The sequence below is a fragment of the Streptomyces hyaluromycini genome (assembly GCF_002217755.1).
GTDB classification, from domain to species: Bacteria; Actinomycetota; Actinomycetes; order Streptomycetales; family Streptomycetaceae; genus Streptomyces; species Streptomyces hyaluromycini.
The window spans coordinates 263,690-284,634 of sequence record NZ_BCFL01000023.1 but is presented as its reverse complement, the minus strand read 5'-3'; the positions used below and the strand labels follow the sequence as shown (position 1 = coordinate 284,634).

General features: G+C 70.2%; 20 protein-coding genes and 2 pseudogenes. 8 read left to right on the top strand and 14 right to left on the bottom strand.

Features of this window, described 5'->3' with window-relative positions; translation table 11 throughout:
* The 4 genes and pseudogenes from SSP29_RS58665 to SSP29_RS30195 all read right to left on the bottom strand — a co-directional run.
* Positions 1–364: pseudogene (locus SSP29_RS58665) on the bottom strand (hypothetical protein); the annotation flags it as partial.
* Positions 361–1,086 carry a hypothetical protein gene (locus tag SSP29_RS30205; RefSeq protein ID WP_145968968.1) on the bottom strand — a complete coding sequence of 242 codons (726 nt, stop codon included), beginning with the start codon at positions 1,084–1,086 and terminating at the stop codon, positions 361–363. The gene SSP29_RS30205 and the pseudogene SSP29_RS58665, both read right to left, overlap by 4 nt.
* Before the next feature lie 5 nt (positions 1,087–1,091).
* On the bottom strand, positions 1,092–1,619 hold the full coding sequence (locus tag SSP29_RS30200) for a phage tail protein (protein ID WP_089104004.1): 528 nt from the start codon (positions 1,617–1,619) through the stop codon (positions 1,092–1,094).
* Between the two features lie 26 nt (positions 1,620–1,645).
* The gene (locus tag SSP29_RS30195; protein ID WP_089104003.1) at positions 1,646–3,268 is read right to left on the bottom strand and encodes a phage tail sheath family protein; all 1,623 of its coding nucleotides are present in this window, start codon (positions 3,266–3,268) and stop codon (positions 1,646–1,648) included.
* A gap of 214 nt (positions 3,269–3,482) precedes the next feature.
* Here SSP29_RS30195 and SSP29_RS30190 point away from each other — a divergent pair, with 214 nt between their 5' ends.
* Positions 3,483–4,304: an AfsR/SARP family transcriptional regulator gene (locus SSP29_RS30190; protein WP_150135185.1), complete on the top strand. Its 822-nt coding sequence runs from the start codon at positions 3,483–3,485 to the stop codon at positions 4,302–4,304.
* Between the two features lie 223 nt (positions 4,305–4,527).
* Here SSP29_RS30190 and SSP29_RS58660 read toward each other — a convergent pair whose 3' ends face one another.
* From SSP29_RS58660 to SSP29_RS61300, 4 genes are all read right to left on the bottom strand, one after another.
* Complete coding sequence (locus SSP29_RS58660) at positions 4,528–4,689, bottom strand: hypothetical protein (RefSeq protein WP_167450034.1); 162 nt, start codon at positions 4,687–4,689, stop codon at positions 4,528–4,530.
* A gap of 216 nt (positions 4,690–4,905) precedes the next feature.
* Positions 4,906–5,427 (bottom strand): NUDIX domain-containing protein, encoded by a 522-nt coding sequence (locus SSP29_RS30185; RefSeq protein ID WP_245883286.1) that lies wholly within the window; start codon positions 5,425–5,427, stop codon positions 4,906–4,908.
* A 152-nt stretch (positions 5,428–5,579) separates the two neighbouring features.
* Complete coding sequence (locus tag SSP29_RS58655) at positions 5,580–5,729, bottom strand: hypothetical protein (protein ID WP_167450033.1); 150 nt, start codon at positions 5,727–5,729, stop codon at positions 5,580–5,582.
* Positions 5,659–5,805: a hypothetical protein gene (locus tag SSP29_RS61300; protein ID WP_368669266.1), complete on the bottom strand. Its 147-nt coding sequence runs from the start codon at positions 5,803–5,805 to the stop codon at positions 5,659–5,661. The genes SSP29_RS58655 and SSP29_RS61300 overlap by 71 nt, the downstream gene beginning before the upstream one ends.
* Before the next feature lie 535 nt (positions 5,806–6,340).
* Here SSP29_RS61300 and SSP29_RS30180 point away from each other — a divergent pair.
* Complete coding sequence (locus SSP29_RS30180) at positions 6,341–7,924, top strand: peptidoglycan-binding protein (protein WP_167450032.1); 1,584 nt, start codon at positions 6,341–6,343, stop codon at positions 7,922–7,924.
* A 37-nt stretch (positions 7,925–7,961) separates the two neighbouring features.
* Here the strand turns inward: SSP29_RS30180 and SSP29_RS30175 are convergent.
* The 3 genes and pseudogenes from SSP29_RS30175 to SSP29_RS30165 form a co-directional block, all read right to left on the bottom strand.
* Positions 7,962–8,114: pseudogene (locus tag SSP29_RS30175) on the bottom strand (transposase); the annotation flags it as partial.
* A 100-nt stretch (positions 8,115–8,214) separates the two neighbouring features.
* On the bottom strand, positions 8,215–8,781 hold the full coding sequence (locus SSP29_RS30170) for a dihydrofolate reductase family protein (protein WP_089104000.1): 567 nt from the start codon (positions 8,779–8,781) through the stop codon (positions 8,215–8,217).
* Between the two features lie 181 nt (positions 8,782–8,962).
* Entirely contained in the window at positions 8,963–9,631 is a 669-nt protein-coding gene (locus SSP29_RS30165) for a hypothetical protein (protein WP_145968967.1), read from the bottom strand.
* Between the two features lie 329 nt (positions 9,632–9,960).
* Between SSP29_RS30165 and SSP29_RS30160 the strand changes: the two genes are divergently transcribed.
* The 3 genes from SSP29_RS30160 to SSP29_RS30150 all read left to right on the top strand — a co-directional run bounded on the left by SSP29_RS30160 (position 9,961) and on the right by SSP29_RS30150 (position 13,228).
* Positions 9,961–11,472 (top strand): InlB B-repeat-containing protein, encoded by a 1,512-nt coding sequence (locus SSP29_RS30160; protein WP_167450031.1) that lies wholly within the window; start codon positions 9,961–9,963, stop codon positions 11,470–11,472.
* A 578-nt stretch (positions 11,473–12,050) separates the two neighbouring features.
* A complete protein-coding gene (locus tag SSP29_RS30155; RefSeq protein ID WP_150135183.1) occupies positions 12,051–12,626 on the top strand; it encodes an RNA polymerase sigma factor in 576 nt (191 codons plus the stop codon).
* A complete protein-coding gene (locus SSP29_RS30150) occupies positions 12,623–13,228 on the top strand; it encodes a hypothetical protein (protein WP_089103996.1) in 606 nt (201 codons plus the stop codon). The genes SSP29_RS30155 and SSP29_RS30150 overlap by 4 nt, the downstream gene beginning before the upstream one ends.
* Before the next feature lie 84 nt (positions 13,229–13,312).
* Here SSP29_RS30150 and SSP29_RS56645 read toward each other — a convergent pair whose 3' ends face one another.
* Positions 13,313–13,987 carry an Lrp/AsnC family transcriptional regulator gene (locus tag SSP29_RS56645; RefSeq protein WP_245883284.1) on the bottom strand — a complete coding sequence of 225 codons (675 nt, stop codon included), beginning with the start codon at positions 13,985–13,987 and terminating at the stop codon, positions 13,313–13,315.
* 226 nt (positions 13,988–14,213) lie between these two features.
* Between SSP29_RS56645 and SSP29_RS30140 the strand changes: the two genes are divergently transcribed.
* On the top strand, positions 14,214–14,624 hold the full coding sequence (locus SSP29_RS30140) for a hypothetical protein (protein ID WP_145968966.1): 411 nt from the start codon (positions 14,214–14,216) through the stop codon (positions 14,622–14,624).
* 33 nt (positions 14,625–14,657) lie between these two features.
* On the opposite strand, the gene SSP29_RS30135 is transcribed toward SSP29_RS30140, so the two are convergent.
* Positions 14,658–15,728 (bottom strand): fatty acid desaturase family protein, encoded by a 1,071-nt coding sequence (locus SSP29_RS30135; RefSeq protein WP_089103993.1) that lies wholly within the window; start codon positions 15,726–15,728, stop codon positions 14,658–14,660.
* Positions 15,729–15,999: 271 nt separating this feature from the next.
* On the opposite strand from SSP29_RS30135, the gene SSP29_RS30130 reads away from it, so the two are divergent.
* Complete coding sequence (locus SSP29_RS30130) at positions 16,000–16,596, top strand: DinB family protein (RefSeq protein ID WP_089103992.1); 597 nt, start codon at positions 16,000–16,002, stop codon at positions 16,594–16,596.
* Positions 16,597–16,707: 111 nt separating this feature from the next.
* On the opposite strand, the gene SSP29_RS30125 is transcribed toward SSP29_RS30130, so the two are convergent.
* The gene (locus SSP29_RS30125) at positions 16,708–17,541 is read right to left on the bottom strand and encodes a PIG-L family deacetylase (RefSeq protein WP_089103991.1); all 834 of its coding nucleotides are present in this window, start codon (positions 17,539–17,541) and stop codon (positions 16,708–16,710) included.
* A gap of 501 nt (positions 17,542–18,042) precedes the next feature.
* Here SSP29_RS30125 and SSP29_RS30120 point away from each other — a divergent pair.
* A complete protein-coding gene (locus SSP29_RS30120) occupies positions 18,043–20,844 on the top strand; it encodes a discoidin domain-containing protein (protein WP_089103990.1) in 2,802 nt (933 codons plus the stop codon).
* The last annotated feature ends 101 nt before the right edge of the window (positions 20,845–20,945 follow it).

The following is a 20,945-nucleotide window of genomic DNA, read 5'->3' as shown; positions in this document are numbered from 1 at the left end:
GGGAGGCCTGCTCCTTCTGTCGCGGCGTCACGTCGCTTGCGGGCGCGGGCGCGGGCGCGGGCGCGGGCGCGGGCGCGTCGGTGTCAGGGGCCTCGTGAGCGGGGGTGATCCGCTCCGGCCGTCCGGGGACGGGTCGCTCAGCCTGCTGTTCCCGCCGTGGGGCGGGCACGGGTGCCATGCCGGCGGCGGGCGGACGCGCGTCCTGGCGCGTCCTGGCCGCCCGCGGGAGGCCGGCCACGGGTTCGGGCACGACAACCTCGAAACCGTCCTCGGCCACGGGTTCGAACCGCGATCTCGGCCGCGGCTCCAGCACGGGCACGAGCCCGAGGGTGCGCTCGACGAGGTCGGTCAGCAGCCCGCTCATGCGTCGGCCAGTTCCAGGTACGCGGCGCGCCGCGCGGGGCTGAGGGCGAGCACGTCCGGCTCGGTCCAGCCGTAGGCGCGGGCCAGCACGTGCACCTCCTGCAGCAGCGCCAGGGCCCGGGTCTGCACCTGTGCCCACAGCAGGGCGGGGACGTCCAGGGCCGCGACGGTCGACGCCGCGCACACCGGGCAGTCCACGGCGAGGGTCACCGCGGCGCCCGGCGAGGCCTCCTCCATCGCGGCCTCGATCACCGCCGCGGCCTCCTCGTCGATGCCGTCCGCGCCGTCCGGCAGACAGCGCGCGAGCAGCAGCCACCGGCCGGCCCGTGGATCGTCGGTGCCGGCCAGCGCCCGCAGGTCCCCGGTGTCAGGCAGCCGGAAGGCGATCCGGACACCGGCGACCTCCACCTCCAGCGGCCGCGCGGGGTCGTGCCGCGGCCCGCGGGGCAGGGCCGCCGGATGGACCGGTACGTCGAGCTGCTCGCCGCACCCTTCGCAGCGTACGCAGCCCCATACGGCCGTGCCCGCGGCGAGTTGCTCCAGTGCCGTGGCCAACGCCGCGTCCCGGTCGCCCAGTTCGGTGCGCTCGGCGTCCTCGCGCCCCAGCCCGGCGAGCGCGGACAGCAGTGTCACGGCCCGGTCCAACGGGCCCTCGCGCAGCCCGCGTTCCCAGGCCGCGAGCGTCCACGACGGGTCCGCCGCGTCCACTGCCTGCCTCATCATGCGCGTCACCCGCCGGGCGGGGTGAAGCTGGGCTCGGTCGGCTCCGGTACGTCGAGGTCGCGTTCCCAGCCCTCGTTCTCCAGCTTCAGGTGCTGGATGGCGACCGCGTTGGCGTTCGCGTCGAGCTCGGGCAGCGCCTGGTACTCCGACACCCAGCAGCGGAACACCTTGTAGGCGAGGGCGAGTTGGCCGGACTCGTTGTAGACCTCGATCACGATGTCCTTGCGGAAGTCGCGCAGGGAGACCTCGGAGCCGAGCCCGGAGCCGTGCGTCCAGACCTTGTTCGCCCACGTCTCGAAGTCCGTGTCGTGGGTGACGCCCCGCTCCAGCGTGATGGCCTGGTACTCGGTTCTGCCCGGCGACTTGCGGCTGCTGCTGGGGTCTCCGCCGTCCCGGTGGGTGACCACCTCGGTGGTGCGGTTGAGCGCTCCGACCTTGCTGACGCCCGCGACATAGCGGCCGTCCCAGCGCACCCGGAACTTGAAGTTCTTGTACGGATCGAAGCGCTGCGCGTTCACGCTGAACTGGGCCATGGTCTGCTCCTCGTGCCCGGTGCGGCCTACGCCTGGGCGATCTGCTGGATCTGCAGGATCACGAACTCCGCGGGGCGCAGCGGTGCGAAGCCGACGACGATGTTGACGCGCCCGAGGTTCACGTCGTCCGCCGTGGTGGTCTCGCGGTCGCACTTGACGAAGTAGGCGTCGCGGGCGGTGGTGCCCTGGAAGGCCCCCTGCCGGAACAGGCCCTGCATGAACGCCCCCAGGTTGAGCCGGATCTGCGCCCACAGCGGCTCGTCGTTGGGCTCGAAGACCGCCCACTGCGTGCCCCGGTACAGGCTCTCCTCGATGTGGAGGGCCAGCCGCCGCACGGGCAGGTACTTGTACTCGTCGGCCAGTTGGTCCGCGCCGCGCAGCGTCCGCGCGCCCCAGACCACCAGCCCGGCGCCGGGGAACGACCGCAGACAGTTGACGCCCAGCGGATTGAGCTCGCCGGTCTCCGCGTCGGTGAGGCCGACCGCGAGATCGGCCGTGCCGGCGAGGGCGGCGTCCAGTCCGGCGGGAGCCTTCCACACTCCGCGCGAGGCGTCGGTACGGGCGATGACCCCGGCGATCGCCCCGCACGCGGGGAATGTGCCGAGCCGTCCGCCCGCCGCCGGGTCGGCCTGGAGGAGGCGGGGGAAGTACAGCGCCGCGTTGCGCGCGTCCGGGCCGGTGAGCCGGAGGCCGGACAGAGCTGTGGCGGCGGTCGCGACGGTCATCCCGCCCGGCGGGTCGACGATGAGCACCGCCCGGCGCCGCGCGCAGTAGGCGAGCGCCGCCTGGTAGACGCCCGGCGGGGTGTCGCCCCCGGCGACCGGCGGCGGTATGCACAGCAGGTTGAACAGGTCGGCCTGGTCCAGGGCGTACAGCCCGCCGTGGGTGGCCTGCAGCGCGGGGGCGGTGTAGTCGTCCTCCGTCAGATCGCCGCCGTCCGTGCCGGCGTCGGCCTCGGCCACGGCCAGCGGCTGACCGGCGGTCGTCTCCTTGGGGCGCTGTGCGGGCAGGCCCGGCGTGTCGGGCACGCGCACCAGCCGTGACTCGGCCTGCAGCACGGCGTCCAGCCGCCGGGCGCTCGCGGTGACGGTGACGTTGCGGATGGTCTCCTGCTGACCGGTGCCGCCGTCGGTGACGACGAGGTTGAACAGTTCGTCGGCCGTCGTGCCGAGCCTCGTGGCCACCTCGGTCAGGTCCATGGTGGTGTCGTGGACGACGGCGGCGGTCAGCTGGTTGGCCCACGAGCCGGGTTCGGCGGCCACCAGCACCAGGTCCGTGCCCGTGTCGGCCGCGGTGGTGTCGGTGGTGTCGGTGGTGTCGGTGTCCTTGCCGCCCGGCGTCGCCGCCGGGCGGGTGAGACGGGCAAGGGTCGTCTTGACGGCGCCGGGAGCCACCCGGACCACCAGCGCCTGGCCGCCGCCGTTGGCGAAGAAGTCGCGCACCGCGGAGCTCACCGTACTGTCCGGCGACAGCCCGCCGAAGATCCGCTGGTAATCGGCGAAGCCGTTGACGACCGTGGCCCGATCCACCGGGCCGCGGCGGGTCTTGCCGAGGAACGCCGTGACGGAGGTCGCGACGCCGGTGATGGTCCGCACCCCGCTGGCGATCTCCTGGACGTAGACGCCGGGGTAGGGAGTGCTGGTGGTCACGGTGCTCCCTTCTCCGGGCCGCCGGCGCGGCGGGCCGCGCGCGAAGGCCGGACGGTCAGGCGGCCGGTGGCTCGCCGACCATGAGGCTACGGCCGCCCCCGTCACAGGATCGTCACATTCTTCACACCAGCACCTCGGGCCCGTCCGGCCGCCTACATTTGTTGCGGATATCGGCAAGTGTTGCGGATACCAACAAGTTCAGAGGGGGGAACAAGTGGCGTCCAGCGTCGTGCCCGAGCGGACGATGACCAAGCGCGGACACCTCAAGCTGTTCGATGGTTTCCGTCTGGAGATAGGCGATGATCGGATCCACTTAGCGGACAGCGCCCAGCGGCTGCTGGCCTATCTGACCATCCAGGGGCCCTCGCCGCGAACGGTCGTCGCAGGCAGTCTGTGGGGGGAGGCGCCCGAGGAACGTGCGCTCGGCAGTCTCCGGACGACTGTCTGGCGGATCAACCAGGTGGTTCCGGGACTGGTCACCGGAGAGCACCGCGAGGTGGCGCTGGCGAGCTTCGTCAGCGCCGACGTGACCGAGTTCGCCCACCGGGTCACCGCCCGGTCGACCGACTCCGGCACCAGGGGCCATGATCTGCCGAATCTGCGGATCCGCGAGTTACTGCCCGGATGGTACGAGGACTGGGTGGTCTTCGAGCGGGACCGGCTGCGTCAACTCCACCTCCACGCGCTGGAGGCAGCCGCCACCGCGCTGTGCATGGGCGGAGAGTACGCGGCTGCCTTGGACACGGCGCTCGCGGCCGTCCGCGGCGACCCGCTGCGGGAAAGCGCGCGACGTGCCGTCATCCTGGTGCATCTGGCAGAGGGCAACCTCGTCGAGGCACACCGCGAGTACCAGCGCTTTCGCGCCCTGCTGGCCGGCGAACTGGGCGTGGAGCCCTCCGGCCGCCTCACCAGCCTGGTGACGGGGCGGAACGGCGACCGGCAGTACGGAGCTCCGGCACCGACCGTTTCCGTACCGCTGTTCGACCGCCCTGAGGGAGGTGAGTACAGCAGCGTCGGGCAGGGGCCCGTACGGTGAAGGAGACCCGTTGCCTGCGGAACTCGGCACAGGTCTGCCCACGGCGGGCCTCACCTTGCACGGCATGCAAACGCGCCGCTGACAGCGCGCCTCCCGGTCCCGCCGGGCGGGCCGCCAACGCCCGGCCCCTACGACCGCTGCCCGAGCCGATGGCAGGTCCGCGGCCGGCACGACTACCCCCGTGACCGTATCGTCAGTGGTCAACTCCCCCCTTGGACACGGATCACAACCGCAACTTGTGCGGGTCGAGCTGAGCCTCGGCTCGCACGAGCTGTGTTGCGGGGTCGTAGGTCAGCTTGAGGCCGAGGTTCTGGTAGACGTCGGCTTTGTCCTGGGGTTCGGCGTCGGCGAGTACGTCGCGGATGCTGCCCAGTGATGTGCTCATCGAGCGCATATCCTCCTTGGTGAGCCGGTCCTCATGGGTGGCTGGGCGGCGCTCAGCGATCGCTCGGGCGCGGCGGGCCTGGACTTCGGTGATCCACTGGCCGACCAGTGCTGGGTCGGTGCCCGCTTCGCCGAACGCCTCGTGGACACCCCAACCCCCGTCGGCCCAACCCCCGGGAGCTCGGAACGACCAGCGCCTTCGTCCCTCTGGCCCGGCTCATGAGCACCGCTTCTGCGAAAGCGCCGGGTCAGCACGGCAGGCGAGATACCGGCCGAAAATCTCCTGACTGTCAGGAGTGAAGGTCCACTGCCGCAGAATCCGCCGCAGCTCGGACTCGGTCAGCCACCCGTGCCAGGCCACTTCTCCCGGATCGGGGGCGCCGATCTCCGGAAGCACGGCATCGCACACCCCGAGCCAGTGAGGGCTGAGCCCACCCCGGTTGAGGAACTTGAACCGAAGGCACACTGTCGCCCGCGCCCCCAGCTCCTCACCGAGCTCGCGGGCAGCCGCCTGCTCATAGGACTCGCCGACTCCCGCAGCGCCCCCGACACCGAGTTCGTATTGCCCCGGGAAACGGGACAGCTGTTCGGCACGCCGATGAACGAGAAAGCGACCTTGCCCATCGCGGCACACCACCACGCCAACCCGGTGCAGCCAGCCCTGCCGAACAGCGTCCCGCCGACTGACCACCCCCAGCACACGATCCTGCGCATCAACGCGTTCCACGAGTTCATCCACGACGCACACGATCGCAGAACCCACTGACACCCACCCGGAATGCCCGGACAGGAGCCGTTCCAGGAGGAGCCATTCGAGGTCACTGGTGTCGGAGGGGCAGCGGGGCAGGGGCAGGGTCATGACGGGGTGGCGGGCCGCGACCTGACAGACAGTCAACCCGGGCTGGCGAGGAGGTGCAGGGTGGACTCGATCGCGCCCATCTGCGCCATGACCGTCCGGATGCAGGGGCCGTCAGGTGTCCTCTTCTGGTGCGGCATCAGGAACCCGGCGATGAAGTGGGCGACGCGGGCAGCCGGGCTCACGGCACCACAAGCGGCGCTTGTGCCGGCGCACCTCCAGCCCGCTCTCGCCGTACGGCAGATCGCGGGGCCGGGGCACCGCCGAGCCCTTCACCCTGGTGGCGAACACCCCGCAGACCGGGCACGCCCGGGCCCTCTCATCGGCCGTGGCCAGGTGGACCCGGTGTGTTCCGTCCGCCGGCCGCTCGACCCGACACCGAGCGTGACGTCGCGTCAGCAAGCTGAACCAGCGCACCGCTCGACTTTGAAGACCCCGGAAGGCTCTGGGCGGCTTCCCGCTGATTCCGCAGCACCGGCGCCCCCGCGGCGGAGACCTGAGCCGGCACCCACGCGGCCGCCCTGTTCGGCGGCCGGCCGTGCCGAAGCCGTCCCGCTCAACCGTCACGCTGCTGCGGATCCCGGCAGGTCAGTGCCGGTGCCGTCCCGCCGTCCCACCAGATCCCGACTCGTTGTGGACGCGGGCCGGACCGGGGCCCAAAGATCACCTGCAGCGCTGCTTCCGACTGGTACCGCCCAAGCGCTGGACAGTTGGCTCCGGCAGGACTCGAATGCTGCGTCACCCAGCAACTCCCGCGCTGCTCACCGCAACCAGACGTCAAGGATTGGAACATGTCATGAACCTGTTTGACCCCAGCCGTCGATTGTCTCGGCGCAGGCTGCTGACCCTCACCGGCGGCGCCGCGGTGGCCACCGCGGCCGGCATCGGATTCGCCCCGTCGGCGTCCGCGGCTTCCGCGGCGACCGGCTATGGGATCGACTACTCCGACGCGTCGCTCACCGCCGGTTCGGTCGCTGCGGCGGGCTACGGCTTCGTGTGCCGTTACCTCAGCTGGCTGCCGAACCCGAAGGTCCTCACCCTGTCCGAGGCTCAGGCCCTGACCGCCGCGGATCTGGGCATCGTCTCCAACTGGGAGTCCGACGGGCTGCAGTCCTGGCAGAGCAGCGTCCCCTCCGACCCCTACGCCCAGGGGTCCGGGCATGCCACTGAGGCGCAGCGGCAAGCGCTGGCCAACGGGATGCCGTCGTCGCGGCCGATCTACTTCAGCGTCGACTTCGACCTTCAGCCCTCGATGTATGCCGCGCTCAACTCCTACTTCGACGGCGTCGCCTCGGTGATCGGCCGGTCTCGGACCGGTGCGTACGGCGGCTACCACGTGATCAAGGAGCTCTTCGACAACGGGAAGATAGCCTGGGGCTGGCAGACGTACGCGTGGTCCAGCGGGAACTGGGACAGCCGCGCGCAGTTGCGGCAGGTCCAGAACGGCATCGCGGTCGCCGGGCACGACGCGGACCTCGACCAGGCGATGGCCGCCGACTTCGGGCAGTGGGGCGGTACGGGCGGCGGCGGTACCGGTGTCATCCTGCCGTCCTGGCCGAACATCACCGAGGGCATGACGGGGCCCAGCGTGCAGGCGGCGCAGTATCTTCTGCGCTACCACGGTGCCACGATCACTGCCGACGGCCAGTTCGGGTCGGGCACCCTCGCCGCGACCAAGAGCTTCCAGTCGGCGCACGGCCTCGGCGTGGACGGTCAGATAGGTCCGCAGACCTGGTCGGCGCTGATCGTCCAGGTCCAGGACGGCTCCACCGGCGACGCCGTCCGCGCCGCGCAAGTGGAGCTGAACCGGTTCGGCTACGGCCTCGCTGTCGACGGCAGCTTCGGCTCGGGCACCGTCAGCGCCGCCCGGGCTTTCCAGTCCGCGCACGGCCTGGGCGTGGACGGCCAAGTGGGGCCGCAGACCTGGCAGATGCTCGTGGGTACCGGGAACGGCGCCTCGGGCGGTGGCACCGTCGCGCCGCCCTGGCCGAATGTCATCGACGGCGACACCGGGAACAATGTGCTGGCCGCGCAGTATCTTCTGCGTTACCACGGTGCCTCGATCACCGCCGACGGCCAGTTCGGGCCCGCCACCCTCGCCGCGACCAAGAGCTTCCAGTCCGCGCACGGCCTCGGCGTGGACGGCCAGATAGGCCCGCAGACCTGGTCGGCGCTGATCGTCCAGGTCCAGGAGGGCTCCAGCGGTGACGACGTCCGGGCCGCCCAGGTGGAGCTGAACAAGTTCGGCTACGGCCTTGCTGTCGACGGCAGCTTCGGCTCCGGCACCGACAGCGCCGCCCGGGCTTTCCAGTCCGCGCACGGCCTGGGCGTGGACGGCCAGGTGGGACCGCAGACCTGGCAGATGCTCGTCGGCAGCTGACCGCCGAGCCCCTCCGGCGGCGAGTGCGCGGGGCGGGGTTGCCGCGCGCGTGCGGGAGGTAACGCCATGGGATCCCGGTCCGGTTCACGTAGAGGACCGCGTCCAGCAGGCTTCGCAGGTCATGGTCCGGCGCCCGGCCGATATCCAGTCCGCGGCCGCGGCGCTCGGCCCGCACCGAACTGCCGCTCAAGGGCCATGTTCTGAGACGATCACCCGAAACCCTTCATCTGGACGAAGTGGAGGGTCTCGCGGCTGATGTCGTAATCTCACGGGCGCGTGGGTGCTGCTGCTCAGCGCCTCGTCTCGTACCTGGTCAGGACCACGCCGCCGGGAAGCGTCCGCGTCTCCACCAGGTTCAGGTTCACCCAGCTGTCCAGCGCGGTGAAGAACGGCGTGCCGCCGCCCACCAGGACCGGATGGGCGGCGATCACGTACTCGTCGATCAGCCCGGCGCGCATGGCCGCCCCGGCGAGCGTTGCGCCGCCGATGTTCATGGGGCCGCCGTCCTCGGCCTTGAGCCGGGTGATCTCGGCGATCGCGTCGCCGGTGACCAGGCGGGTGTTCCAGTCGACCTTGTCGATCGTCGAGGAGAACACCACCTTCGGCGTGTCCCGCCAGTTCCGCGCGAACTCGATCTCCGCCGCAGTGGCGCCCGGCTGCTGGTCGCCGGTCGGCCAGTAGGAGCTCATCGTCTCCCACAGCTTGCGCCCGTACAGCGACAGGCCACTCGCCTGCTCCTGGTCGAGCCACCACTGGAACAGCTCGTCGCTCGGCGGTCCGCTCCAGCCGATGTCGTTGCCGGCCGCGGCGATGTAGCCGTCCAGGGTCAGATTCATGCCGTAGATCAGTTTCCGCATGGCCCAGCCTTCCGTCCGTGGGTGTCCGGCGTACAGACCAGCGCGGCGCGGGAAACTCATCGGTGCGCGATCCGGGCTCGCCGGCAGCCCTCGTGCTCGGGGCTCAGCGTGGTGTACTCGGCCGACTCGGACAAGCCGCCTGATCTCGACCTCGCCGACACGAGCCGAAATGAGCTGACGGCTACCAACCCGGCAGAGGTTCGCCGAGAGTCAGGCCAGTGGCGGTGAGCCACTCCTCCTGCACGTCCCGGTTCCTGGTTCCGATGGAGAGGTAGACGCCATGCGTGCCCTGCGCCGGCTCGGCGCACTGGGATGTCCAGACGCTGTTGAGGCACAGCTGGACACCGCACAGTTTGCTGGAGGGCAGTCCGCGCAGCGCGGCGTGCCAACCCACGTCGAAGGACAACGGGCCGACATCCGCGACCAGGGCGTCGATGTCGGCTTCCCTGCAGTTTTCCTCCAGGCGGGAGAGGACGAGCGGCGGCCAGGCGTCCCGCCACGGTTGCAGGCACATCTCCGGGGGAAGCGGCCAAAGCCCCTCGAACTCGGGTATCAGCTCCACCTGCACCTCGTACGGACTGTCGCCACGCGGCACGCCCAGCGCGTGCAGCCCTCTCCAGAAGTCCTCCAGGCCCGTCTCCGGAAAGCGCCTGCCGGCCTGTGTCATGAACCGGCCCTCGCGAAAGAACGTGAGCGCGTGAGCGTACTGCTCCGCCGTGACGACCTGGCCGATCTCGGGGATGTCCGGGTCGTCCACCCAATCGGCGAAATCCCTCAGGAGCTCGCGTGCGCGACGCAGAGCGCTCTCCGCGTCCGGCAGCGGTTCCAAGACCTCGTACAGCAACGACATCCCCACGGGCGACCTCCGCGGGCAGCCTAACGGCGACCGAGCAGCCCGATCACTTCGTTTTTGCGCGGCCGTCGACCCGCGGCCGGTGAGAACCACGGGTACGGGCCCAGGCTGCTCCACACGTGATCGAGCAGCCTGACAGGACAGGCTTCGGTCGGCTACCGGCTACCGGCCGTCGGCCGACTGCGCTGCGTTCGGCGGCCGGAGCGCGGATGACCGGGTGAACCTCACCGCCAGAAGCCCTCTCCCGCGCGCGTTCGACGAATCGATACGCGCTGATCGTCTGATTATGAGGCTAATATCCCCCGATTGAGAGGCTGATGTCCCTCATGCGCCGTCCCACGTTCGCCGCCTGCACCGCGGCGTCCGCTCTCCTGAGCACCCTCCCCCTGACCCTGACCAGCCCTGCCGCGTTCGCCGCGGGCGGCGCCCATGAGCCGTGGGTGGTACGGAGTGCCGTCCTGAGTGCGGACGCCAGGGAATTCGCCGGACTGTGCCGCAAGCAGAAGGAAGGTGTCCCCGAGCTCCGTACGTTCCGGCTCTTCCCCAACGGACCGAAGATCACCGCGGAGCGTGACTACCTGCACAAGGAGGCGGACGGCACCGTGTACTGGGACGGCCACGACCCGAAGCGGCCCGAGGACACGGTCTCCCTGTCCGTCATGGGAGCCTGCACGCGCGGCCCGGTCACCCTGGAAGGGGTCATCGAGATCGGCTTCAAGGACTATCTGTTCGAGCCGTTGCGAAAGCGCCCCGGCAAGTACAGCCTGACGGAGATCGACACCCTGAAGCTGCCACCCAGCGGGCACGGGGTCGACACCGTCACGACGGCCCCACGGACCCGGCCCGGTCGGACGAAGCCGAAGGCCGTCGACATCTCCAACCCCGTCGCCATTGATGTCGTCGTCCCGTACACCCCCGCCGCCGTCGCCGAGCTCGGCGGTGTCACGGAGGTGCAGGCCCGCATCCGCTACGGCGTGAGCCAGCTCAACAAGGCCTTCGCCACCAGCCATGTGCCGGCCAGCGTGCACGTCGTCAACTCGTACGAGACGGCGCCGTCCGGCGTGCCCGACGAGGACGCGGGGCAGATGATGACGAAGCTCAGCAACCCCCAGGACCCGACCCTCGGCGCCACGGCACACGCGAAGCGGGAGGAGTTCGGTGCCGACCTGGTGGCGCTCCTCGCTTCCATTCCCATCCAGAACAGCTCCGGCCAGGCCGATCTGCCCCTGCCGGCGACGTCGACGACCGACAATCTCGCCTACTCCGTCACCAGCGTCCTGTCGGTGAAGGAGTGGGACAACCTCGCGCACGAGATCGGCCACAACCTCGGGCTGCAGCACGACCGCAAGACGCTGATCGCAGGCGGTTACACGCCGCCGGCCGGTACCACCGACTACGGATGGGTCACCGCCGACAAGCTGCACCACACACTCATGGCCTACTCCTCGGCCTGCGCCCCGCAGAACTGCAAGGTCATCAACCAGTACTCCAACACCGTGAACAAGATCGGCGGGCAGGCTCTGGGCGACGCGGACAACAACAACGCCGCCACCGCCCAGGCCAGCACCCCCATCGTGGCCGGCTACCGTGCCACGAAGGCCGTGGGCCGGCACACCCTCGGCCTGTCCGCCAACCCGGCCGCGGGCGGGACCATCAGCGTCAGTGAGTTCGGTCCCTACGAGCCTGGGACGCAGGTGACGGTCACCGCGCAGCCCGCCGCCGGCTACCGGTTCACCGGCTGGGAGGTCGACGGCCAGCCGGTTATCGGCACGGCCGACTACCAGCTCACCATGGACGCCAACCGCACGATCCAGGCGGACTTCAGCAGGATCCCGTGACCGTTCGCGTCCACCGCCACTGAACGGCGCACGCCGTACGGCACACGGCAGGGTCCGGATCCCGGCGACCCGGACCCTGCCTTCTCACCGAGCTCCGGCGCGGGGACCGTACGGTCAACGCTGGATCTCTGAGCGGGAAGTGGCACCGGATTGCAGACGTGGCCGTCTCGGCCGAGGCCGTTGAGAACGTGACCGGTCCATGAACCCACCCGCCAGACCGCAGGTCCCCACTCAGCTCTCGCCCGCACCGTCGCCGTCCGCGGCCCAATGCCTTCTCGGCGCCCGGGTACAGCCTCGGCGGAAGTGGTGGATCGCTGTGCCGGCCGGTGTGCTGGTGGCGCTGCCGGTTCAACTCGCCACCGCCTTCCTGCTGCTGATGTCTCCCATGGCGCTGGACTCGTGCGCTGCCGCCAACCCCTGCGGGTCCACGGAAGGCGCCATCGGCGTGGCCCTGGTGCTGCTCCTGCCGGCGCTGCTGTCACTGGGCGTGCCGCTCGGCCAGAAGGTGCTGTGCTGCCAAGGTGCGATCTCGCCTGAAAGGATCCGGCCGGTGCCGGACAGGACGGGTTGTGGAATCCATGACGGAAGAGGAGTCGCGCCAAAGGCAGCGGGCGCGCTTCGAAAGGCTGGCGCACGTGGTGGCCGAGCCGTTGCACCGGTATCTGCTGCGACGGACGAGCGCCGACACGGTCGACGACATCCTGGCGGAGGCGATGCTCGTGCTGTGGCGCCGTATTGACGACGTCCCCGGCCTGGGGCAGGCATCGGGTGTCCCGCCCGACCCCGATGACGTGCTGCCGTGGTGCTACGGGGTGGCGCGGGGCTGCCTGGCGAATGCCCGCCGTGCCGACGGGCGCCGGCTCCGGCTGGTGGAGCGGTTGATCCGAGTGCAGGAGCAGCAGCCGGCCGGGGGCGGCGACCACAGCGATCTGCACGCCGCACTCGCCGCCCTCGGGGCGCTGGACCGCGAGGTGGTGCGGCTGTGGGCGTGGGAGGGGCTGGCGCCCCGGCAGATCGCGGAGGCGACCGGGCTGACGTCCAACGCGGTGAGCATCCGGCTGCACCGGGCGAAAAAGAAAATCGCCGCACAGTTAGTTGGAAAGCATGACGAACCGACCGGACACAAGAGGGATGAAGGAAGGAGCGGTCAGTGAATGACGACGAGTTGCTGGCCCGGCTGAAGTCCGCGGACCCGGCGCTGACCCCACATGCTCCGCTGCCCGACATCGACCGACTTGTGGAGGACACCTTGACCACCGACACCGCGCTCCAGACCGGCAGTACAGCCCCCGCGAAGACCGCTGCGCGACGGAGCCGCCGTCAGCTGTTCGGACTCGCGGCGGCCGCCGGCTTGCTTCTGCTCGGCGGCGGCATCGCCGGAGGAGTCATGGCGAACAACGACAACGGGCACCCGGCCTCGGCCGGCCCGCTGACACTCACCACCGCCGGCGGCTTCGGCAGCCAGAAGTGTGTGGCACCCAGTCCCGACACCCTGCGCGGGTACCCGACCCTCTTCGTGGGAACGGCCACCTCCGTCAAGGGCTCCACGGTCACCTTCCGCGTCGACTACTGGCTGAAGGGCGGCGACACGGAGACGGTCGTGCTCGACAGCGACACGAGCCGGCCGGAGACGCTGACGTTCTCGGAGGGCGAGCGCTACATCGTGGCCGCCGAGAACGGTGTCGTCCCGGTGTGCGGCGCGAACGGGGCCGACGACGAGACCGTCGACGCGTTCCGACAGGCATTCGGGAAGTAACGGAAAACAGCCGCACGGACGATCCGAGCCCACCGACGGCCGCGGTGGGCTCGGATCGGTCCGGGAGCCGGTTCGGGAGCCGGTTCAGGGGCCGGTCCGGGAAGTCGCCGCGAGACGGCCGTCCTGGAGACGGGTGCCGGCTGGCTTGAGCCGGTGCAGTACAGGGACGACGTCGACCTGGACCACATGGGGGATCGCACCGACGACGCCGGTGACGTACATGTACAGGTCATCAACGTTTCGGCAGGTGACGGTCACGAGGAGGTTGGCCGCGCCGGTGACCGACGCGGCGAAGGTGGTCGCGGGATGACGGGACAGCGTTTCGCCCGTGGCGTGCAGGTGTCCTGGTGCGACCGTGAGCCACAGATAGGCCGTGGCATGGAATCCGAACCGGTCGTAGGCGAGGTCGACGGCCACGTACACCGCGTGCTCCGCAAGCAGCTGCTCCAGACGCGCCGACACGCGCGCCTGACTCCAGCCGGTGCTGCGGGCCAGTTCGACCACCCCTGCACGACCGTCACGCGACAACTCCGTCAACAGCGGTGCGTCGGCATCGGCGCACCCGCCCACCGACCGGACGACGGCCTGGTGGACCGGTGCGCCCGACAAGGCATCGCCTTCGTGCCCTTCTGGCCGCCGGGAGGGTTCCGTCCCCTCCAGCTCCAGGTCCTGGAGGACGTCGCCGCGGACCTGGGCGCCTCCGCCCGGCAGATTCGCCCTCGCCTGGCTGCTGCACCGTTCCCCCACCGTCTGCCTCATCCCCGGCACATCGACCCGCGAGCATCTCGCCCAGAACATCGAGGCCGCCGGCATCCGGCTTCCGGCCGCGGCGCTGGAGGCTCTGGAGGAACCCGTCCCAGTAATCTGACCCGCCGAAGAACACCCCCGACCCGGCGTCGAGCGGGCCACCCGCCGGAGGGCGAGAGCGGTGACGACGGGGTCGTCGGGGGTTACCCGCACTCAGTGGTTCGGTCAGACTCAGCGCATGGCAGAGGACGCCCGATGGTCGCTGGACGATGACTGGGATTGGCAGATGCGATGCGCGCGAGCCCACGATGCGTTGCTGCGTGGCACGGACTCGTGGGTGCCTCCTGTCGAGGAGGAGCTGGTGCTGGCCGCCCGGGCGAGTGCGTTGAGCCGGTGGTATCCGTCCACCAGTCACAACTACCTCCGGTTCTTGGACGGTCCTGCGCCCTGGTTGCCCGGAGGGCGCGACGACGTGAGATATCTGCCGGGATGCATCTCCTTCGCAAAGGACGGCGCGGACGGCAGCGCTGTCTTCCGGGTCTGGAGCGGATTCCTGTTGCAGACCCCTGATCCGGTGCTCGTGCTGGCCACCCCGGAGGCCGTGGTCGCCGTCGAGGCCCTGGTGAAGGTTCTGACCACGGACGACTGAGAGCCCGCGACGAGCCGCGTACTCGCCGCGCGGTCAAGACGCCCTGCGCTGCCGCCTGATGGGTTCTCCCACCCGGTGCAGGTGCGCGAGGGCCTCGTAGTAGGACCGCAGCAGCCCCGTCTCGTGGTACGGCACACCGATCTTCGCGCAGTACGCCCGCACGATCACCCGGGCGCGTCGCAGATGAGGTGTGGGCATGCTCGGGAACAGGTGGTGCTCGATCTGGTAGTTGAGCCCGCCGAGCATCACGTCCGTGAACCGACCGCCCCGCACGTTGCGGGAGGTGAGCACCTGACGCCGCAGGAAGTCGGGCCGCTCGTCGCCGGTGAAGGTGGGCATGCCCTTGTGGTTCGGGGCGAACGTACAGCCGAGATAGACACCGAAGAGACACTGGTGCACGGCGAGGAACGCGACGGCCTTGCCGGGAGAGAGCACCAGGAACAGCGCGGACAGGTAGGCCGCCAGGTGCAGGAGGAGCAGCGCGCCCTCCAGTCCCCGGTTCTTCATGGACGGCGAGCGCAGCGCCCGCATGCTCGACACATGCAGGTTGAAACCCTCCAGCGTCAGCAGCGGGAAGAACAGGAACGCCTGGTGGCCGCCGATGACCCGGGCCAGGCCGCTGCTGTTGCGTGCCTGGTCGGTGGACCAGACCAGGAGGTCCGGAGCGACGTCGGGGTCGAGTTCCTCGTGGTTGGGGTTGGCGTGGTGACGGGTGTGCTTGTTCATCCACCACCCGTAGCTCATGCCGATGGCGAGGTTGCCGAAGAGGCGGCCCCAGGTCTCGCTCGGGCGGCGCCGGCGGAAGACCTGCCGGTGGGCCAGATCGTGCGCCACGAGCGCCACTTGGCCGAAGACGACGGCCATGGCGGCGGCGAGGGCCAGCTGCCACCAGCTGTCGCCGAGCGCGAAGAAGGCCGCCCCGCCACCCAGCAGAGCCGCGATGACCAGACCCAGCCGCACCGTGTAGTAGCCCGGCCGCCGGTCCAGCAGGCCTGCCTCGCCGATGCGTTGGGAGAGTCTGGCGAAATCGCTGCCGGGACCGGAGGGCCGCGCAGGGGCGGCGGGCGGTGCGGCCGTGACCGGATCGTCGATGGAGAACGTCATGCCGCCGAGTCTGGGCAAGGCCGCACCGGGCCGACAGCGGGCCAGCCACCGGATCTGCAGGGGGCCCGCCTCCCGTTCCCTCGGGGGCTACCACCAGTCCTACGCCGCTGACCTCGGCTTCGGACGTCGTCTCAGGACCGAACGGAATGGCTGACGGTGGTGGCCCGAACGGTGGCTGCGGGCGGACCGGCACCGGTCTCCGGCAAGCGGGGCGGTGGGCCCGGCCTGATGTCGCACCCGGCTGTCAGTGCCGGGTGGGACACTGCCCGGCATGATCGAAGCGAACCCGAAAGCGGACCTCCTCCGGTACCTGCAAGAGGCGCGCGACGCCCTGGTGTGGAAGCTCGACGGCCTCTCGGAGTACGACATCCGCCGTCCCCTGACCCCCACGGGCACGAACCTGCTGGGGCTGGTCAAGCATGTGGCCGGCGTGGAGCTGGGGTACTTCGGCGACACGTTCGGGCGACCGTTCTTCGAAGCGGAGCCGCCGTCCTGGTGGTACACCGAGGAGTCGGAGCCCAATTCGGACATGTGGGCCGGCGCGGACGAATCGCGGGAACAGATCGTCGGTCTGTACCGCCAGGCGTGGGAGCACTCCGACGGCACGATCGCGACGCTCGCGCTCGACGCCACCGGTCGCGTCCCGTGGTGGCCGGCGGAACGCCGGGAGGTGACGCTGCACCACGTCCTGGTGCGCGTGATCTCCGATACCCAGCGGCACGCCGGCCACGCGGACATCGTGCGAGAGCTCATCGACGGGTCCGTCGGCTATCTGTACGGCAAGGAGAACCTGCCGCCGGGGGACCAGGAGTGGTGGGAGCGCCACCGGAGCCGCCTGGAGCGCGTGGCGCGGGAAGCCGACGGCTGATCCCGCTCCGCCGCCGACCCCGTCGGGTCCGGAACCGAGGCGCCAAACCTGCGGCCCGGGTGTCGCGCGGAGCGGATCAAGGGCCCTCTCCGGCCCCGGCGGGCGGGCGGATCAGCGCAGTCCGGCGAAGAGGTCGTTCTCGGGCAGGGCCGCGCCGGTGGTGTCCTGGACGCGTACGAAGGTCTCGACGCCCATCAACTCGGTGAACCTCTCCCGGCCCATCCCGAGGAAGAAGATGTTCTCGCCCTGGCTGGCATGTGCGGCCAGCGCGTCGAACTTCTGGCCGCCGAACGCGGTGGTGTCCACCCAGGTGGTGATCTCCTCGTCGGGGAGTCCGATCTCCGCGAGCGCGGCGGCCTCGGCCGGATCCGGCTCCGGCACGTCCGCACCGAACTCGCGCATGGCCTCCCCGAACCGCTGCATCATCGAGCGGGGCGCCGTCGTCCAGTACACCTTCGGCGTCGGCTCGGTCATCGCCAGCGCGGCCATGGTGATGCGGTTGGCCTGGATGTGGTCGGGGTGCCCGTAGAAGCCGTTCTCGTCGTAGGTGACGACCACATCGGGTCGGTAGCGCCGCAGGAGTTCCGCGAGTCGGGCGGCGCCCTCCGCCACGGGCGTCCGCCAGAAGGATCCGGGGGCGTCGTTGGCCGGCCAGCCCATCATCCCGGAGTCGGCGTAGTCCAGCATCTCCAGGTGACCGATCTTCAGGATGTCGCAGCTGGCCTTGAGTTCCTGACGTCGCATCAGGGCGACGGCCGCCGGATCGTGCCCGGGATCGCCCGGTTTGACACCCTCCGGTCCGTCACCGCAACCGCCGTCGGTACACGTCACGAGGACCGTGCGCATGCCTTCCGCCGCGTACCGTGCGAGGACGCCTCCCGTGCTGGTGGCCTCGTCGTCGGGGTGAGCGTGTACCGCCATGAGTGTCAAGGGCCGGTCGTTCATCAAACAGTCCTCCTGTGTGAAAGGGCATCGCTCCGAGTCTGTGGCGAGCACATGAGCGGGCGCCTCTGAATAGCAGATCACCAGGTAAAACGGCGAACCCGAGGGCAGCCGATCCCGTCGGGACGCACGATCTTCCGGTCTCCGTCGTCCCAGGCCGGGGGCGAGATCTGCCCATTCCTCTCGGTTCGGACCGATACGCTCCGGCGGGGCGTCGGCTGTCCGCACTGGAAGCGGCCGACCGTCGCGCGTGAGACGAAGGCGAACGCGCCCGACACGGCGATCGAGGTACGGCGATCCCGGCCGCCCGAGCCCCCGGCGCGACACACCCATCCCGTGATCGCGGGCGGTCGGCCACCATGCATCGAGGATTTGCGGACTTTGAGTGAGGAACTTGCAAGAACATGCGGGATTCATTCTTTACTTCGTCGGAATCTAGCGGGCTGAATGGGGGCTCTGTACGGTCGGGGCCCCGGTTTCCCGCATTCCTCGAAGGAGCATCACATGCTGACGATCTCCAGACCCCGGCGACTGGCGGTGGCCGCCGTCGCCGCGGTCGGCGCGATGTGCGTGTCCGCCTTACCGGCCGCAGCCGCACACCAGCCGCAGCCGCAGCCGCAGCCGCAGCCGCAGGCGGCGGCGAGCGCGGCGGTGGGTGCGACGACGCCGTTCTCGGTCTACGAGGCCGAGGCGGGAACGCCGGCCGGAGGTGCGGCCGTCCGGTCGCTGACCTCGGCGCCGACGACGCAGTACTCGAGCGCGGCCTTGGAGGCCTCGGGCCATTCGTACGTCCACCTGGACGGCACGGGCCAGTCGGTGCAGTGGACGAACACCACCGGGCAGCCGATCTCCTTCCTCAACGTCCGCGCCAGCATCCCGGATTCGGCATCCGGCGGCGGTCTCACCGGGACGCTGAACCTGTACGTCAACGGGGTGTTCCGGCAGACGCTGAACCTCAACTCGCGTCAGAGCTGGGTGTACGAGGGCAACGGCAACTACAACACGAGCGACAACCAGAACCCGGCCGACGGCGACCCGAGGGTCTTCTGGGACGAGTCGCACACCTTCGTCACCGGGTCCCCGATCCCGGCGGGCGCCACGTTCTCGCTGCGGAAGGACTCCGACAACAGCGCGTCCTTCTACGACGTGGACTCGGTCGACGTGGAGAACCCGCCGGCGCCGCTGACGCAGCCGGCGAACTCGATCTCGATCACGAGCTGCGGGGCGGTGGCGGACAACACGCCGACGAACGGCGCGGCCGACAGCCAGTCGGTGGACAGCCGTGCCGCCATCCAGAACTGCATCGACCAGGCGCAGTCGCAGGGCAGGATCCTGTGGATCCCCCAGGGCACCTTCTATGTGAAGGGCACCGCGGGACTGAACGCGCAGGGGATCACCATCGCGGGCGCGGGCCTGTGGTACAGCACGGTCTACCGTGACGTCCCGGTCCCCAACAACACGCCGTTGGCCGCACTGTTCGACCTGACCTCCTGCACCGTACGGAACTTCCACATCGACGCCAACGCCGTCAGCCGCAGCACCGTCGGCGGGGACGGCGGCGCGATGGACACCACCGGCACCGACTGGCTGGCCGACGGCATCTGGACCCAGCACACCATGTCGGGTTTCTGGGCCTCCGGCACCGGCGGGACGGTTCGGAACAGCCGGCTGACCTCGATCTGGGCGGACGGGATCAACGTCAACAACGTGTCGCTGGGCGCGGACACGGGGAACGACCTGACGGTCACCGACAACTTCGTCCGCGGCACCGGGGACGACGCGATCGCCATCAACTCGGTGAACTACAACACCAACAGCGACGGTTCCAAGACCTACTACAACCCGATGACCAATGTCACCGTCAGTGACAACACCTCGATCGCGCCGTGGGGCGGCAAGGGTGTCGGGATCTACGGGGGCAGCGGCCACCAGGTCAAGGACAACTACATCAGCGACACGGCCCGCTACATCGGCCTGGGAGCCGGGCGCTTCGGTGTCAACGGCAGTGACCTGCTGTCCGCGACCGTGACGGGCAACGCCGTGGTCCGCTCCGGCGGCAACGCCTACAGCCAGGGCCAGCCCGCCCTGCACATCGGCAACGGCGGCGACGGACAGAACACCGGGACCGTCGACAAGGTCACGGTGACCGGCAACACCGTCACCGACTCCCTCTACGACGGGATCGGCTTCTCCGCCTCGACCAACACCCTGCTCCAGGACAACACGGTCAGCAACCCCGGCCGCAACGGCATCGCGATCTCCCCGCCGTTCTACCCCGCGCCCACCGGTTCGGCGACGATCACCGGCAACACGGTCACGGGGCTCCCCTCGGGCGCCTCGGCCTTCGTGAACAACTCCGGCGGGTTCGTCGCGACGCTGAGTGACAACCACTGGCCGCCGCCCGCTCCCGAGGGCCCCTACGGCGGCACCCCGGCCGCCGTGCCCGGCACGGTGCAGGCGGAGGACTACGACACCGGCGGCCAGGGCGTGGCCTACAACGTCACCTCCGTCAACGGCAACGCCAACTCCTACCGCGCCGACGGGGTGGACCTGGACAACACCTCGGACACCGGCGGCGGCCACAACCTGGGCTGGACCGGCGGCGGACAGTGGTTCCGCTACACCGTGGACGTCGCCACGGCCGGCACCTACACCCTCGGCCTGCGCGTCGCGGCCCCGTCCGCGGTGGCCGGTGCGCTGCACCTGTCGGACGCCGCCGGCACCAGTCTCACCGGAGCCGTCGACCTGCCCGCCACCGGTGACTGGCAGACCTGGGCCACCGTGACCACTCATGTGACCCTGCCCGCCGGGCGGCAGGTCCTGACGCTCGACCAGGACACCGGCGGCTGGAACATCAACTACCTCGGCTTCACCGCGGCGGACGGCACCACCGGAACCGACCTCGCGGCCGGCAAGCCCACCGGCGAGTCCAGCCACACCGACGTGTACCCGTCGTCGAACGTGACGGACGGCAACCAGGGTTCCTACTGGGAGAGCGCCAACAACGCCTTTCCGCAATGGGTCCAGGTCGATCTGGGCTCGGCCCGGAGCGCCTCCCGCGTGGTCCTGCAGCTGCCCGCCGCCTGGGGCGCCCGCACCCAGACCGTGACCCTGGGCGGCAGCACCGACGGCACCACCTTCACCACCCTGAAGTCCCCGGCCGCCTACACCTTCGACCCGAGCACCAGGAACACCGTCACGCTCACCTTCCCCGCCACCACCCAGCGCTACTACCGCGTCACCATCACCGCCAACAACGGCTGGCCCGCGGGTCAGGTGTCCGAATTCCAGATCTGGACCACCTGACCCCACCCTCTCCACGGTGCCGCCGGACTCCCCGTCCGGCGGCACCGCCATGTGTGCGGCCCGGTGCCGGACGCAGCCCCAAGAGGGCACATTAGATCTTG